Here is a 14,673-nt window from a genome sequence, read left to right as displayed (position 1 = left end):
CAGCCGCCAGGTTGTACGCGAACGCGGCGTAGAAGGTTCAACGGTTCCCATAGTCTTGCGGCATGGCCACGAACGCGGCGGGGCGCAAGCCGGAGACCCAGCTAGCCCTGGTACGGCGGGCGCGCAAGATGAACCGCGTCCTCGCCGAGACCTACCCCGACGCCCACTGCGAGCTCGACTTCCGCAACCCGCTGGAGCTGCTGGTCGCGACCATCCTGTCGGCCCAGTGCACCGACAAACGGGTGAACATGGTGACCCCCACCCTGTTCGCCAAATACCCCACCGTCGAGGACTACGCCGCCGCCGACCGCGTCGAGATGGAAGACATCATCCGCTCGACCGGCTTCTTCCGCGCGAAGACCAACAGCATCATCGGCATGGCCCAGGCCGTGTGCGAGCGCTACCGCGGCGAGGTGCCGGGCCGGCTCAAAGACCTGGTCACCCTGCCCGGCGTGGGCCGCAAGACCGCGAACGTGGTGCTCGGCAACGCGTTCGGCGTGCCGGGGCTGACCGTCGACACGCACTTCCAGCGGCTCGTGCGCCGCTTCGGCTGGACCGAGGAGACCGACCCGGTCAAGATCGAGCACGTCGTGGCCGAGCTGCTGCCCCGCCGCGAATGGACGATCTTCTCCCACCGGGTCATCTGGCACGGCCGCCGCATGTGCCACGCGCGCCGTCCGGCCTGCGGCGTGTGCCCGCTGGCGAACCTGTGCCCCTCCTTCGGCACCGGGCCCACCGGCGAGGCGGAGGCGGAGAAGCTGGTCAGGCCCGGTCCCTTCTCCTGATCCGCGAGCCCAGGGAAGTGATCGAGGCCGCGCCGTGTTGGAGGTTTGCGTGACAGAAGTGCCCGACTGGCTCGAACGGCTCGCGGCGCAGGCCGCGCGGATCACGGTCCCCCGCTACCTGCGGCCCCCGGCCGGCCGCGGGCGCCTGGCCGCCGTGCTGATGCTGTTCGGCGAGGGTCCGCTCGGCCCCGACGTGCTGCTCATCCAGCGCAGTTCACGCGGCCGCAGGCACGCCGGCCAGCCCGCCTTCCCCGGCGGCGGCGTCGATCCCGAAGACGGCGGCCCGGTCGGCGCGGCGCTGCGCGAGGCCGAGGAGGAGACCGGCGTCGATCCGCGCGGCGTGCGCGTCCTCGGCACGATGCCCGAGCTCTACCTCGACCACAGCGACAACCGGGTCACCCCGGTGTTCGGCTGGTGGCACACGCCCTCCGCGGTGCACGCCGCCTCGCCCGACGAGGTCGAGTCGGTCGAGCGGGTGCCGATCGCCGAGCTGGTCGATCCGGGCAACCGGGTCATGTTGCGGCATCCCAGCGGGCTCGCCGGCCCGGCCTTCCACGTGCGGGGCATGCTGGTGTGGGGGTTCACCGCGATGGTGCTCGACTCCGTGCTGCGCGAGGGCGGCCTCGAACGTCCCTGGGACCAGGCGCGGCTGGAGGACCTGCCGGCCGAGGTCGTCAGACTGGGCCTGCGCGAACGGATCACTCCGGGGTCCTGACGGCTGTGCGAGCGGATCACTCCGGGGTTCTGAGCGAGACGCCGAGCGAGGCCCAGTCGGCGACGTCCGCGTCGTCGTCGGCGGCCAGGGTGCGCAGCATCTCCAGGCCCGCCCGGTCGGGCGGGTCGCCCAGCACGTGCTGCAGCGCGTACGCCGCCCCGTACCTCACTCTGGCGTCGTCGTGACAGGCAAGGTCGATCACCGAAGGCAGCGAGCGGGGGTCGGCCAGGTGGCCGAAGGCGATCAGCACGGCGTACAGGACCATGGCGTCGTCCTCGCTGGCCGCCAGGTAGCGCAGCACCGGCAGCGTACGGTCCACGAACGGCCGCAGCATGCCCATGATGTCCACCCCGAGCAGCCGTTCGGCCACGTTGTCCGCGGCGCACAGGCGGCGTGCCTCGATGAACGACTCCAGGTCGGCCCGCTGGCGCAGCAGGCAGATCACGTGCCAGCGCAGCGGCCCGTCCGGGTCGGTGTCGCTGAGAGCTGCCCGGATGAGATCGCGCACTGTTCCCTCGGCCGGCGGCATACCGCCCAAGATAGCCAGCCGGGTGACGCCGTCCTGGCGGAAGACGTGCACACTTGACCGTATCGCTGGCTACCTTTGAAGCGTGCGCGGTGATCTGCTTGACCTCATATTGATCGGCCTCGTGATCGCCTTCGGCGTATCCGGCTACCGGCAGGGCTTCATCATCGGCGCGATGAGCTTCGTGGGGTTCGTGGGCGGCGCCGTGCTCGGCATCTTCATCGCGCCGCCGATCGCCAAGGCCGTCGTCGACGGCGACACCCCGCAGGCCCTGCTCGCGATCGTGATCGTGTTCCTGGCCGCCACGATCGGCCAGTTCGCCTCCTCCACGGTCGGCGCGGTCGTGCGCAGCCACGTCACGTGGGAGCCGGCCAAGATGGCCGACGCGGTGGGCGGCACGTTCGCCAGCGCGCTGTCCGTGCTGGTGATCGCCTGGCTGATCGGGTCGCTGATCGTCTCGACGACGTTCACCCCGCTGGTCGACCAGGTCAAGAACTCCGCGCTGCTGACCACGGTCGACGACGCGATCCCGCAGGCCGCGCGCAACTGGCAGCAGCCGTTCAAGAAGTTCGTGGACAGGTCGGAGTTCCCACCCGTCTTCGACGCCATCGCCCCCGACGCGCTGATCGACGTGCCGCCGCCGGCGCAGAGCGTGCTGCAGGGCGCCAAGCTGGGCCGGGCCCAGCGGGCCATCGTGAAGGTCCAGGGCAACGCCGAGAGCTGCAACAAGCACATCGAGGGCACCGGTTTCGTCTACGCCGACAACCGGATCATGACGAACGCCCACGTCGTCGCCGGCGTCACCCGCGACCTGGAGGTCATCGACTACAAGAACGTGCGCCACCCGGCCAAGGTCGTGCGCTACAATCCCCAGCGCGACATCGCGATCCTCTACGTGCCCGGCCTCGACCTGCCGCAGCTCACCTTCGAGGCCGACGGCAAGCGCGGCGCCAACGCGATCATCGCCGGCTTCCCCAGGGGCAAGGGCTTCACCGCCGAGCCCGCCCGCATCGGCGGCCGCCTCGACGCCGAGGGGCCCGACATCTACCACGACCGCAACGTCCGGCGGAAGGTCTACGCGATCCGCGGCAAGGTGCTGCCGGGCAACTCCGGCGGCCCGCTGCTCACCGTCGACGGGCGCGTCTACGGCGTGATCTTCGCCGCCGCGGTCAGCGAGAAGGACACCGGCTACGTGCTCACCGCTGAGGAGGTCGCGCCCGACGCCGGCCAGGGCCGGAACGACACCACCGCGGCCAGCACCCAGGAGTGCGACTAGGCGGGCAGTGCGGCCAGGATCAGGGCGATCGCCTCGACGGCGTCGCTGTCCTGGGTCAGGCCGGTGGCCGCCCTGCCGACGGCGTCGTAGTCGCCGCCGTACGCCTGCGCCCTGGCCGCGCCGCGGCTGAACAGGGTGACCGCGCCGCGGCCGTTGCCGCGCTGGAGGTGCGTCAGCCCGACGCAGATCTGCGCGAGCCCCTGCCACAGCTCGCGCTCCTCCTCGGGCGCGCACTTCCAGCGGCCCTCGAAGACCTCGTGCGCGTTGAACGGCAGCCCCTCTCCCAGGAAGTGCCGCGCGTCGGCGAGCGCCTGCTCGGAGGTGGGGGCGTAGTCGTCGGGGACCCGGTCGACGCCGGGCGAGCCGTAGGGGAGCGGCCTGCCGTACGCGTCGCGTGGCCTGGCGTTGCGCGGCTTGCCCTGGGGGTCGCGGTCTCTCATCGCTCGCGGGGCTCTCTCATCGGTCGGGTTCGGGATCGGCCAGCCAGCCGAGCAGCTCGGTGTCGAACACGTCGGGGATCTCTTCGTGGGGGAAATGGCCCGCGCCCTCGAACAGCCGCCAGCGGTAGGGGGCGGCGACGTACCGGCTGGAGCCCTGGGCGGTGCGGGGGAGCGCGTACGGGTCGAGCGCGCCGTGCAGGTGCAGCGTCGGTGCCTCGATCTCGGTACGCATGACCCTGGCGTAGCGGCGGCCGTCGGGCCGGAGCTGGGAACGGCCGAACCAGCGGTGGTACTCCAGCGCCGAGTGGGCCACGGCGGGGATCCGGAACGCCTCCCGGTAGGTGCGCGCGGTCTCGGCGTCCGGCCAGCCGGGAGCCGACCAGCCCGCCAGGATCCTGCCGACCAGGGCGGCGTCGTGCCTGGTGAGCCTGCGTTCGGGCAGCAGCGGGAGCTGGTAGCCGAGCGCGTGCCGGCCGGCCCTGAGCTGGCCGGGGTCGGTCGCCAGCGCGTGGCGCAGCCGCAGCGGGTGCGGCGCCGAGACCACGACCAGCCGGCGCACGCACTTGGGGTCGAGCACGGCCATCGTCCAGGCCAGCAGGCCGCCCCAGTCGTGCCCGACGACGACCGCGCCGGTCTCGCCGAGCGCGCGGATCAGGCCGGTCGCGTCGGCGGCCAGGGTGGGCAGGTCGTAGCCGCGCGGCGGCTTGTCGCTGCCGCCGTAGCCGCGCAGGTCGGCGGCGACCGCCCGGAAGCCGGCCCGCGCGAGGGAGGTGAGCTGGTTGCGCCAGGTCCACCAGAACTGCGGGAACCCGTGCAGCAGCAGGACCAGCGGGCCCTCGCCGGCCTCCACGACGTGGAAGCGGGTGCCGCCGGCGTGCACGGCCCGGTGTGTCCACGGGCCGTCGATCTGGACGACCGTCTCGTCAGGTGCCATCACGGCTCACCGGCTGACCCTCGGGGCTGGGCACGGGGAGCGTCTGCTCCTCCGGCGTGGCGATCTCCTTGAGGCCCTTGATCGACCTGGCGGTGCGCTTCATCCCGGCCAGGCCCTTCAGCCTGCGCACGCCGACCAGCACCAGCAGCCCCGCGGCCACCAGGTAGAAGACGGTCACGATGAGGAAGGCCAGCCAGTTGGGCAGCCACTGGGCCAGCACGTACGCGATGGTGAACGAGGCCAGGATCAGGCACAGGTGCGCCATGAACGCGGCGGCGGCGAACAGCCCCGCGGCCATGCCCACCCGCTTGGCGTCGAACTTGAACTCGGCCTTGGCCAGCTCGATCTCCGAGCGGACGAGGTCGGAGATGTGGCTGCTGGCCTGGGCGACCAGCGAGCCCAGGGATTCTTCCTCGGGAGTCTGCGGCATGAACGTCTCCTATCGAGGCCTGGTGGCCGTGTCAAACATCCCGTACTAACTGCTGGGCGCCACCGAACACGCCGAGGACGCGGCTACTCCCAGAACTACCCGATCGCCCACGATAACGCCGTCCGCCGCAGACAGATGAGGCGCATGCCCGGTACGGGCATGCGCCTCAGCGGCTGAACGGCCGGTCAGTCCTCGGACTTGGCCGCCGGCAGCTTCTCGGAGATGAGGTTCATCACCGTGCTGTCGGCCAGCGTGGTGACGTCGCCGATGCTGCGGTTCTCGGCCACGTCGCGCAGGAGGCGGCGCATGATCTTGCCGGAGCGGGTCTTCGGCAGCTCGGGGACGACCAGGATCTGCCGCGGCTTGGCGATGGGGCCGAGCGTCCTGGCCACGTGGTCACGCAGCTCGGCGGCGATGTCGTCGTTCTCCTCGGCGCTGCCGCGCAGGATCACGAACGACACGATGGCCTGGCCGGTCACCGGGTCGGTCGCGCCGACCACGGCCGCCTCGGCGACCTTGGGGTGGCTGACCAGGGCGCTCTCCACCTCGGTGGTGGAGATGTTGTGGCCGGAGACGAGCATGACGTCGTCGACGCGGCCGAGCAGCCACAGGTCGCCGTCCTCGTCCTTCTTCGCGCCGTCGCCGGGGAAGTACATGCCCTCGAAACGCGACCAGTACGTGTCGATGTAGCGCTGGTCGTCGCCCCAGATCGTGCGGAGCATCGACGGCCACGGGTCGCGCACGACGAGGAAGCCGCCGCCCCCGTTGGGGACGCTGTTGCCCTGGTCGTCGACCACGTCGGCGGTGATGCCCGGCAGCGGGCGCATCGCCGCGCCCGGCTTGGCCGAGGTGACGCCCGGCAGCGGGCTGATCATGATCGCGCCGGTCTCCGTCTGCCACCAGGTGTCCACGACGGGGCAGCGGTCGTGGCCGATGTGCTCCCGGTACCAGACGTAGGCCTCGGGGTTGATCGGCTCGCCGACCGAGCCCAGGACGCGCAGGCTGGACATGTCGAACTTGGCGGGGATGTCGTCGCCCCACTTCATGAACGTCCGGATCGCCGTGGGGGCGGTGTAGAGGATCGTGACCTTGTACTTCTGCACGATCTCCCAGAACCGGCCGCGGTGCGGGGTGTCCGGGGTGCCCTCGTAGATGACGCTGGTCGCGCCGTTGGCGAGGGGGCCGTAGACGATGTAGGAGTGGCCGGTGACCCAGCCGATGTCGGCCGTGCACCAGTAGATGTCGGTCTCGGGCTTGAGGTCGAAGACCGCGTGGTGCGTGTAGGCGGTCTGGGTGAGGTAGCCGCCGGTCGTGTGCAGGATGCCCTTGGGCTTACCGGTGGTGCCGCTGGTGTAGAGGATGTACAGCGGGTCCTCGGCGTCGTGGGGCTCGGCGGTGTGCTGGTCGCTCTGGCGCTCGACCAGGTCGTGCCACCACACGTCCTTGTCGCCCACGGCGACGTCCTGGCCGGTACGCCGGACGACGAGCACGTTCTCCACCTGCGGGCACTCGGCGACGGCCTCGTCCACGGTGGGCTTGAGCGCGCTCGGCTTGCCGCGGCGGTAGCCGCCGTCGGCCGTGATCACGAGCTTGGCGTCGGCGTCGTCGATGCGGCTCTTGAGCGCGGCGGAGGAGAAGCCGCCGAACACCACCGAGTGGATCGCGCCGATGCGGGCGCAGGCCAGCATCGCGATCGGCAGCTCGGGGATCATCGGCATGTAGATGGCCACCCGGTCGCCCTTGCGCACGCCGAGCTCCAGCAGCGCGTTGGCGGCCTTGCCGACCTCGTTCTTGAGGTCGTTGTAGGTGAGCGTGCGGCTGTCGCCCTCGGGCTCGCCCTCCCAGTGGTAGGCGACCTTGTCGCCGCGGCCCTCCTCGACGTGCCGGTCGACGCAGTTGTAGGCGACGTTGAGCTCGCCGCCGACGAACCACTTGGCGAACGGCGCGTTCCACTCCAGCGTCGTGTCCCACCGCCTGGCCCAGGTCAGCCGCTCGGCCGCGCGCTCCCAGAAGGCGAGACGGTCGGCGTCTGCCTCGGCGTATGCGGCGGCGGTCACGTTCGCGGCCGCGGCCAGCTCGGCCGGTGGTGCGAACCGGCGGTTCTCCTGTAGCAGGTTGGACAGCGCCTGGGTCTCGTTGCCAGGGGTCTCCGGGGCCACTTCGTGCTCCTTCTATGGCCAGGTTGGACAGGTCGGGTCCCACTTCACCAGCTCACGGCCTCCCCACACAAGAGGTCTAGACAGGTCTGTACCGATTCGCGTGGGTGGCCGCATGATTATCAGCTTGCATGACAAACGCAATTGAACTGTTGTCATCCTGAAATCAGGAGAATATGCGGTTCGGCGTGGCGGGAAAAAGCGGGGGGTGCCGTAGCGCCTTATACGGCGGCGGTCCGGTCCATGGCGGGGCATGGCGTACCCGCCGGTAAGGTCGGTTTCCGTGAGTGACCCATTGGCCGTCATCGCGCGGTTCCCAGGCGTGTCCGAGGCAGTGGACGAGGCGCGGCAGGCCGTCGACAGGCTCTATCGGCATCGCGTCCTGCGCCGGGCGAGCCCGGCGGTGTCCACCGAGTCGTCCCTGCGCGGCGCGCGGGCCTCGGCCGCGATCGAGGGCGTTGACGTGCCACTGGACGCCTTGCGCCGCGACGAGGTGCACGATCCGCTCGTACAGGGGGCGCTGCGGGCGTCCGCGGAGATGGGCCGGCTCGGTCCCACCTGGCGGAAGGCGCCGCGGCAGGTGCTGGCCCGCCTGCACACCGTCGCCGCCGCGGGGCTCGCCGACCAGCCGGCGCTGGGCCGTCCCCGTACGGACGACTCCGCCCCCGATCCGCTCGGGCTCGGTCCCGCCCCGGGGGCGGCGGAGACCGCGACGCGCATGGAGTCCCTGTTCCGGCTGCTGGAAGAGGCGGGCAAGGCGCCCGCGATCGTGCTGGCCGCCGTGGTGCACGCCGAGCTGGCGGTGCTGCGGCCGTTCGGGACGTGCGACGGCGTCGTGGCGCGTTCCGCGGAACGGCTGACGCTGGTCGAGTACGGGCTCGACCCGAAGTCGCTGGTCGTCGTCGAGATCGGGCATCTTGAGCTGCCGTACGCGGAGGCGCTCCGGGCGTACCTGACCGGTACTCCGGAGGGCGTCGGCCAGTGGGTACAGCACTGTGCCTCGGCGGTAAGCCTGGGGGTACGGGAGACGACCGCGGTCTGCGAAGCGATGCAACGAGGCTGACGGACGGGCTGGTCACATAGCGGACGGCGTCTCGACCGAGACGCCGTCTGCCGGTGCATCACACCGGGTTACCAAGCGTGCACCTCAAATCCGTCGGAGCGGGTCAAGCCCGTCACGACGCGCCTCCCGCGGCTGGTCGCGCGTGGGTACCCGGCTGATGCACCCGGACAAGAGGTCCGTAACACCTTTCTACGACGGATCCGCCCTGCTGGGAACCCCTTGGAGCAAGACCTTTACCCAGACGTGGAGCGGCCGGGAGGGTTCCGTCGAGCCGTCTTCGGGCGCCAACCCGTTACCTACCTGTGACGATTACGGACAGTGACTGTCTTTATGCGATCGTTATGGCGTAGCGAAAAAACTTGGCGGAAATGCCAGATTACTGCTCGACGAAACTCGAGTGGATCGGGCAGCATACGGAGGTATCGCCCGAAACTGGAGCGTGTGTGTGAGGGATGCGTTTGCAAGTCTCTTGCCATGCTCTGGTGAAGTGATGAAAGCTTTCTTCTGAAACGGGACCGGCTCTACCCCCCCGGAGCCGGACCGATCAGGCGACCCCCGCTCTCCCCCCCGGCGGGGGTCGCCCTATTTCCGGCCTCTGTCCGGCTCGCCGACCCCGCCGGTTGTCCACAGGCGAGGCGTGTCCGCGGCCGCCGTCCCCAGAATCCCGTTCGGCCTCTCCCGGCCGCCTCCTCCCCAGCAGGGTTGACCTCCCACGCCCCGGCAAGAGGAGGACCCCGTGCACCGCCCCCTGGTCATCACCGAGGACCACGACCTCCTCGACGACCTGGTCCGCATCGCAGCCGCCGCCGGCGCCCAGCTCGACGTGGCCCAGACCCCCGCCCATGCCCGGCCGTACTGGAACCTCGCCCCCATGGTCGCCATCGGCCCCGACCAGGCCGACGCCGTCGCCGCCACCTCACCGCCCACCCGGGACCAGGTCCTCCTGGTGACCCGCGGCCCCGACGACCCCGACACGTGGCGAAAATGCGTGGCCGTGGGCGCCCAGGCCGTCGTCCGCCTCCCCGGCGACGAACGCCACCTCGTGGAACGCTTCGCCGACGCCATGGAGCCCGAGCCCCGCTCCGGCGCGGTGACCTGCGTGATCGGCGGCCACGGCGGAGCGGGCGCGAGCGTGGTGTCCGCCTGCCTGGCCCTGCGCGCCTCGGGCGACCGCCTCCGTACGCTCCTGATCGACGCCGACCCCCTGGGCGGCGGCATCGACGCCCTGCTGGGCCACGAGGAGGCGGCGGGCGCCCGCTGGGGCGACCTGGTGGCGAGGGAAGGAAGGATCAGCTCCAGCGCCCTGCGGGCGGCGCTCCCGTCGTTCGGCGACCTCGCGGTCCTGTCCTTCCACCGCGGGGAAGTGGCCGCGATCCCGCCCCAGGCCATGCGCTCGGTCCTGGAAGCCGGCCGGCGCGGCTTCGACCTGATCGTCGTCGACCTCCCGCGCCATGTCGACCCGGCCGCCGTGGAAGCCCTCACCAGGGCCGACACGACCCTGACGGTCACCACGGCCGACCTGCGCGGCATCCTGTCCACCGTCCAGGTGCTGGGCGAGCTCCGCAGGCACACCGCCGACCTGCGGGCCATCCTCCGGCCCGGAGTCCTCGACGAGGAGACGGCCGCGGCCTCACTCGGCATCCCCGTCGCCGCCCACCTGTCCGACCATCCGAGGCTCACCGCCACCCTCAACCGGGGCGAGCTCCCCGGGCTCGGTCCGCGTACGGTTCTCGGCACCCTCTGCGCGTCCCTGCTCCAAGACCTCCTTCCGGCATGAGCGCCGCAGGGGAGGTCTCGCCGGAGCTGGTGGAGGCCGTACGCGTCCGCCTGGCCCACGCTGGTGTCGAGCCGACGGCCGCCCAGGTGGCCGTCGCGCTCAGAGCCGAACGCTCGGTCTACGGAGACGCCGAGATCCTGGCGGTCGCCCGCGCCCTCTGCGCCGACCTGATCGGCGCCGGTCCGCTGGAACCGCTCCTGGCCCGTCCCGACGTCACCGACGTCCTGGTCAACGGCCCGCGGGAGGTGTGGATCGACGACGGCGGCGGCCTGCGCCGCACCTCCGTCACGTTCGCCGACGACGGAGCGGTCCGCAGGCTGGCCCAGCGCCTCGCGGCCGCCGCCGGTCGCCGGCTCGACGACGCCTCGCCGTACGTGGACGCGAGGCTGGCCGGGGGCGTCCGGTTGCACGCCGTACTGCCGCCCATCGCCTCGGGCGGCACCTGCGTGTCGCTCCGCCTGCCGCCGCGCCGCACCTTCACCCTGTCCGACCTGGTGTCGGCCGGCACGATCGCCCCGGCGGCCGTCACGGTGCTGACGGCGATGGTCGACGCCCGGCTCGCCTTCCTCGTCACGGGCGGCACCGGCACGGGCAAGACCACCCTTCTGTCGGCCCTCCTCTCCCGGGCCGACCCGGCCGAACGCCTCCTCCTCGTGGAGGACTCCGCCGAGCTGCGCCCTCTCCACCCCCACGTGGTCCGCCTGGAGACCCGTCCGGCCAACCTCGAAGGGGCGGGCGGAGTGGGCCTGCGCGATCTGGTGCGTCAGGCCTTGCGCATGCGTCCCGACCGGCTCGTGGTGGGCGAGGTCAGGGGAGCGGAGGTCGTCGACCTGCTCGCCGCCCTCAACACCGGCCACGAGGGCGGGTGCGGAACGCTGCACGCCAACGCCGCGGCCGACGTGCCGCCCCGCCTGGAAGCCCTCGGCTGCGCGGCGGGCCTGACCAGGGAGGCCGTGCACAGCCAGCTGGCGGCGGCCCTCGACGTGGTCGTCCACCTGACCCGCACCCGCACCGACGGCCGACGGCGCGTCGCCGAGATCTGCCTGCTCTCCAGAACCCCGGCCGGCCTCGTCGAATCGGTCCCCGCCCTCACCTTCGCCCCGGACGGCAGCCCCCACACCGGCCCCGGCTACGAATCCCTCCTGCGAAGGACCTCATGAAAGCCCCCGGACGATGACCGCCGCGCTCATCTCGGCCCTGTCCACAGCCTGTGCCCTCTGGTTGTGGACCGGCCCGACCACGCCCGCCCTCCGCCTGCGCGCGCTCCTGACCGCACCTCGTCGCCGACCCCCATGGCCGCGCCTGCTCCGAGCCACCCTCACCCGCCCCGGCCCCACCCGCCGCGCCGACGCCTGGCGCCGCGCCTCCATAGAGCTGTGCCAGTCGCTCTCGGCCGAGCTCGCCGCGGGCCGCACCCCGGGCGAAGCCCTGACCCGGGCCATCACAGCCGTCGACTTCCCCGACCCCGAAGCCCTGCGCCCCGCCCTGGCCGCGGCAAGAGACGGCGGCGACGTCTCCGCAGCCCTCACGGCAGCGGCCCCGGCTCAGGGCGGCGAGGGCCTCCGCCGCCTCGCTGCCTGCTGGGACGTCAGCATCACCGTGGGCGCAGGCATGTCCGCCCTGGTCGAACGAGTCGGCAACACGCTCCGCGCCGCCCAGACCCACCGCGCAGACGTCGCCGCCCAACTGGCCGGCCCCCGCACCACGGCCCGAATGCTCGCCGCCCTGCCGATCCTCGGCCTCCTGATGGCGGGAGCGCTCGACATGCACCCCCTGAACTTCCTGCTCGGCACCTTCCCCGGCCTGCTCTGCCTCCTGTCCGGCGCAGCCCTGGACGCCTGCGGCCTGTGGTGGACCCACCACATGGCCACCAAGGCCCACCCCTGACCCACCACCCTCCAACCCCACCCGCGACCCCGCCCCCCGCGACCCCGTCCCCGCGACCCCGTCCCCGCGACCCCGCCCCCCGCGACCCCGCCCCCGTGGCCGTCGCCCGCGGGGCGCCGGGCCGCATCCTTCCCGCACCCGAACCACTGGAATTCCGCTGCCCGATGCTTCCCTTTCTGTCCGCCTTCTGCGTGGCCCTCGCCACCTGGTTGTGGTCAGCCCCACGCACCCCCGCAGACCGCCTCACCCGCCTCCTCCCTCCGCCCACCCCCTCAGCCCCGCCGTCCAGCCCCACCACCTCTGCGACGGACACCCCCACCCAGCCCGACTGGCTCGACAAAGACGCCCTCCACCGTCCCCCGGACCGCAGAACCATCACCACCGCCGCCATCACCGGCGTGATCACCGCCCTCCTGATCGGTGGTTTCGCAGGAATCGCGGTAGCCCTCCTGCTGACCCCCGCAACAGCCCTGATCCTGCACAGAAGGGAACCCCCTCACTCCCGCCAGGAACGCGAACAGATCACCGCCGACCTCCCCTTCGCCGCGGACCTGATGACCGCGTGCCTCCTCGCCGGACAACCGGTGACCGCCGCCACAGACCTGGCCGCGACCACGATCGGCGGCCCTCTCGGTCAGCGTTTGGCATGGGTGAGCAGCCAGCTCCGCCTGGGCGCCGACCCCGAACCGACCTGGGCAACCCTGACGAGGGACCCGGCCCTGAGCCGGCTGTCGAGAGCCATGAGCCGAGCCGCCCAGACCGGCGCCCCGCTGGCGGACGTCCTGACCCGCCTGGCCGACGACGCAAGGGACGCAGCCAGAGCCGCCTCACTGGCCGCCGCCCGAACCGTGGGCGTCAAAGCGGTGGCCCCTCTGGGCCTGTGCTTCCTTCCGGCCTTCGTCCTCCTGGGCATCATCCCGGTGATCGCCGGCCTCGCGTCCACCATCATCCTGCCGTGACCCTCACCGGCGAACGAGCCGCCAGGCCACCGAGCAGGGCCTTCGCCGCCCTCTCACGTCCGCAGCAGGACTTGTCCACAGCCCGAGGAGTCACCCGGTCGGCAATCCCCAGAACGCCGTTCGGTCAGACGGCGGCTGCGCCTTCTCGGCGAATCTTGGACTCCCGCCGGACAAGACCCGGCTCCGATCACCTGGAGGCACGATGCAAAGTCCCGCCACCACGCCAGGCCCCCTCAGCCCCGCTCCACCCATCACGGCCTGCCCGGCTCCGTACATGGACAACGTCGAGACGGAAGGCACACAGTCTTCCTCCTCCTCGACCGCCGGCGGGCCGACCAGCTCCCGCAACACCCGATGGCGTCCCAGCAAGTGGATCGCCTGCGCCGTCGCGAACCGCGAGCGCGGCATGTCCACCGCCGAATACGCGGTAGGAACCATCGCGGCCTGTGCCTTCGCCGCACTCCTCTTCAAGGTGGTCAGCAGCCCCGAAGTGCAGGAAATGCTGAAGTCCCTCATCGACCGAGCGCTCAAGACGACCGGATGACCCTGCCCCAGACGCGGAAGTCCACCACCGGGCAACGGTCGGCATCGCGCGGCTCGGTGACGGCCGAGACCGCCGCCATGCTGCCCGCCCTCATGATCGTCCTGGCGGCCGCGCTCTGGGCCATACAAGCGGTGAACGTCCAACTGGAATGTGTAGACGCGGCCCGAGCGGCAGCGCGTGCCGCAGCCCGAGGTGAGCCGCTGGACCAGGTCCGCGACCTCGCCCGCTCAGCCACTCGCCCAGACGCACACGTAGAGATCGCCCGCGACGCAGAAATCACGAACGTAGAGATCGCAGTAGATGTACGACCAGCCTGGGGCACTTCCCTGCCGGCCATCCGTGTGTCGGCCTCGGCGACAGCCGCCACAGAACCATGACGTCACACAGTCGCCTGCCGAAAGGAGATCTGCCAGGAGGACATGAGCCCTCGTGTCCTCCTGGCAGTCGGGGGGCGAAATCTCCAACCCCTACGCCGTCTCCTACCCACAAGAGCAGCCGACAACTCCGCGACACGGCACGGAGATCGACATCAAGGAGCGAGGAGGCGCCCCCCGAGGTGCGAAGGCCCTTGGCCGCGCAGGCACCTTCTGGTGCGGAAGTGGACACGTCAGGAGGGAAGCCACAAACGCGTGCCGAAAACTCACGGTAACCGGGGTTCGGCGCTTCTGGCGAATGCTGATGAATCGCCAGACCTGTCATGAACTCTCGCCAATCAATCACTCCAAGGACAAGGATGATCAAACACAAGGAACGAGGGTCGGCGACCTTATGGGGCGTGGCCCTCATGGGGCTCCTGATGGCGATTGCCGGCGGGCTGGCCTCCGTGGGGGCGGTTCGGGTGGCTCGCCATCGTGTTGACGGCGCGGCCGATCTGAGTGCTCTGGCCGCCGCCAGGTCGGCGATCGTCGATCCCGAGGGCGCTTGCGGCAGGGCGTCCGCGTTGGCCAGAAGGAACGGCGTCCGCCTGGTCGCCTGTGAGATCACGGGAGAGGTCGCGGACGTCCGGACCTCTCTGTCGATCACCCTGCCGATCGCGGGAACGCACACCCTCACAGGCAGATCCCGTGCGGGGCCGGTCGAGATGTCGCCTGACGGGGGCGGACAGGCCCGCCGATGACAACGAGCCGAAGCATGAGCTCCGCGTCGACCCGCGGCATATGTAGAAACCGGGACATGTCCCG

16 protein-coding genes are annotated in these 14,673 nt (G+C 71.3%); 11 read left to right on the top strand and 5 right to left on the bottom strand.

All coding sequences use genetic code 11. From position 1 onward, the window contains the following. Positions 1-62: 62 nt before the first annotated feature. Together nth and ABZ815_RS01070 are read left to right on the top strand one after the other, a co-directional pair. A complete protein-coding gene (gene nth, locus ABZ815_RS01075; protein WP_357692602.1) occupies positions 63-785 on the top strand; it encodes an endonuclease III in 723 nt (240 codons plus the stop codon). Positions 786-834: 49 nt separating this feature from the next. Further along, positions 835-1,500: a CoA pyrophosphatase gene (locus ABZ815_RS01070; protein ID WP_357692600.1), complete on the top strand. Its 666-nt coding sequence runs from the start codon at positions 835-837 to the stop codon at positions 1,498-1,500. 16 nt (positions 1,501-1,516) lie between these two features. Here ABZ815_RS01070 and ABZ815_RS01065 read toward each other — a convergent pair whose 3' ends face one another. After that, positions 1,517-2,008 (bottom strand): HEAT repeat domain-containing protein, encoded by a 492-nt coding sequence (locus ABZ815_RS01065; RefSeq protein WP_357692598.1) that lies wholly within the window; start codon positions 2,006-2,008, stop codon positions 1,517-1,519. Between the two features lie 103 nt (positions 2,009-2,111). On the opposite strand from ABZ815_RS01065, the gene ABZ815_RS01060 reads away from it, so the two are divergent. Then, on the top strand, positions 2,112-3,302 hold the full coding sequence (locus ABZ815_RS01060; protein ID WP_357692596.1) for a MarP family serine protease: 1,191 nt from the start codon (positions 2,112-2,114) through the stop codon (positions 3,300-3,302). Here the strand turns inward: ABZ815_RS01060 and ABZ815_RS01055 are convergent. From ABZ815_RS01055 to acs, 4 genes are all read right to left on the bottom strand, one after another. After that, on the bottom strand, positions 3,299-3,742 hold the full coding sequence (locus ABZ815_RS01055) for a DUF309 domain-containing protein (RefSeq protein ID WP_357692594.1): 444 nt from the start codon (positions 3,740-3,742) through the stop codon (positions 3,299-3,301). The two genes, ABZ815_RS01060 and ABZ815_RS01055, sit on opposite strands and share 4 nt — an antisense overlap. 16 nt (positions 3,743-3,758) lie before the next feature. Further along, positions 3,759-4,676 carry an alpha/beta hydrolase gene (locus ABZ815_RS01050; RefSeq protein WP_357692592.1) on the bottom strand — a complete coding sequence of 306 codons (918 nt, stop codon included), beginning with the start codon at positions 4,674-4,676 and terminating at the stop codon, positions 3,759-3,761. Beyond that, on the bottom strand, positions 4,666-5,106 hold the full coding sequence (locus tag ABZ815_RS01045) for a phage holin family protein (RefSeq protein ID WP_357692590.1): 441 nt from the start codon (positions 5,104-5,106) through the stop codon (positions 4,666-4,668). The genes ABZ815_RS01050 and ABZ815_RS01045 overlap by 11 nt, the downstream gene beginning before the upstream one ends. A 185-nt stretch (positions 5,107-5,291) precedes the next feature. Continuing rightward, complete coding sequence (gene acs, locus ABZ815_RS01040) at positions 5,292-7,265, bottom strand: acetate--CoA ligase (RefSeq protein WP_357692588.1); 1,974 nt, start codon at positions 7,263-7,265, stop codon at positions 5,292-5,294. A gap of 280 nt (positions 7,266-7,545) precedes the next feature. Here acs and ABZ815_RS01035 point away from each other — a divergent pair, with 280 nt between their 5' ends. From ABZ815_RS01035 to ABZ815_RS01000, 8 genes are all read left to right on the top strand, one after another. Then, a complete protein-coding gene (locus ABZ815_RS01035) occupies positions 7,546-8,325 on the top strand; it encodes an oxidoreductase (protein ID WP_357692586.1) in 780 nt (259 codons plus the stop codon). Between the two features lie 736 nt (positions 8,326-9,061). Continuing rightward, positions 9,062-10,102 (top strand): septum site-determining protein Ssd, encoded by a 1,041-nt coding sequence (gene ssd, locus ABZ815_RS01030; protein WP_357692584.1) that lies wholly within the window; start codon positions 9,062-9,064, stop codon positions 10,100-10,102. Further along, positions 10,099-11,262, top strand: coding sequence for a TadA family conjugal transfer-associated ATPase (locus ABZ815_RS01025; RefSeq protein WP_357692582.1), 1,164 nt, complete (start codon positions 10,099-10,101; stop codon positions 11,260-11,262). Before ssd ends, ABZ815_RS01025 begins: the two co-directional genes overlap by 4 nt. 13 nt (positions 11,263-11,275) lie before the next feature. Continuing rightward, positions 11,276-11,989, top strand: a complete 714-nt coding sequence (locus ABZ815_RS01020) for a type II secretion system F family protein (RefSeq protein ID WP_357692580.1) — start codon at positions 11,276-11,278, stop codon at positions 11,987-11,989. A gap of 164 nt (positions 11,990-12,153) precedes the next feature. Further along, positions 12,154-12,948 carry a type II secretion system F family protein gene (locus ABZ815_RS01015; RefSeq protein WP_357692578.1) on the top strand — a complete coding sequence of 265 codons (795 nt, stop codon included), beginning with the start codon at positions 12,154-12,156 and terminating at the stop codon, positions 12,946-12,948. 274 nt (positions 12,949-13,222) lie between these two features. Continuing rightward, on the top strand, positions 13,223-13,492 hold the full coding sequence (locus ABZ815_RS01010; RefSeq protein ID WP_357692576.1) for a DUF4244 domain-containing protein: 270 nt from the start codon (positions 13,223-13,225) through the stop codon (positions 13,490-13,492). After that, positions 13,489-13,869, top strand: a complete 381-nt coding sequence (locus ABZ815_RS01005; protein WP_357692574.1) for a TadE family type IV pilus minor pilin — start codon at positions 13,489-13,491, stop codon at positions 13,867-13,869. Before ABZ815_RS01010 ends, ABZ815_RS01005 begins: the two co-directional genes overlap by 4 nt. Before the next feature lie 320 nt (positions 13,870-14,189). After that, positions 14,190-14,609, top strand: a complete 420-nt coding sequence (locus ABZ815_RS01000; RefSeq protein ID WP_357692572.1) for an Rv3654c family TadE-like protein — start codon at positions 14,190-14,192, stop codon at positions 14,607-14,609. Positions 14,610-14,673: the final 64 nt, after the last annotated feature.

The sequence above is a fragment of the Nonomuraea sp. NPDC047529 genome, from assembly GCF_040642995.1.
Taxonomy (GTDB): Bacteria; Actinomycetota; Actinomycetes; order Streptosporangiales; family Streptosporangiaceae; genus Nonomuraea.
Note: the sequence above shows the minus strand (reverse complement) of the source record. Positions and strands in the feature narration are given on the sequence as shown.

Coding starts and splice junctions, on each gene's coding strand:
- nth (WP_357692602.1), top strand. CDS start 63: ATGGCCACGAACGCGGCGGGGCGCAAGCCGGAGACCCAGCTAGCCCTG.
- ABZ815_RS01055 (WP_357692594.1), bottom strand. CDS start 3,742: ATGAGAGACCGCGACCCCCAGGGCAAGCCGCGCAACGCCAGGCCACGC.
- ABZ815_RS01050 (WP_357692592.1), bottom strand. CDS start 4,676: ATGGCACCTGACGAGACGGTCGTCCAGATCGACGGCCCGTGGACACAC.
- ABZ815_RS01045 (WP_357692590.1), bottom strand. CDS start 5,106: ATGCCGCAGACTCCCGAGGAAGAATCCCTGGGCTCGCTGGTCGCCCAG.
- ABZ815_RS01025 (WP_357692582.1), top strand. CDS start 10,099: ATGAGCGCCGCAGGGGAGGTCTCGCCGGAGCTGGTGGAGGCCGTACGC.
- ABZ815_RS01020 (WP_357692580.1), top strand. CDS start 11,276: ATGACCGCCGCGCTCATCTCGGCCCTGTCCACAGCCTGTGCCCTCTGG.
- ABZ815_RS01015 (WP_357692578.1), top strand. CDS start 12,154: ATGCTTCCCTTTCTGTCCGCCTTCTGCGTGGCCCTCGCCACCTGGTTG.
- ABZ815_RS01010 (WP_357692576.1), top strand. CDS start 13,223: ATGGACAACGTCGAGACGGAAGGCACACAGTCTTCCTCCTCCTCGACC.
- ABZ815_RS01005 (WP_357692574.1), top strand. CDS start 13,489: ATGACCCTGCCCCAGACGCGGAAGTCCACCACCGGGCAACGGTCGGCA.
- ABZ815_RS01000 (WP_357692572.1), top strand. CDS start 14,190: ATGAACTCTCGCCAATCAATCACTCCAAGGACAAGGATGATCAAACAC.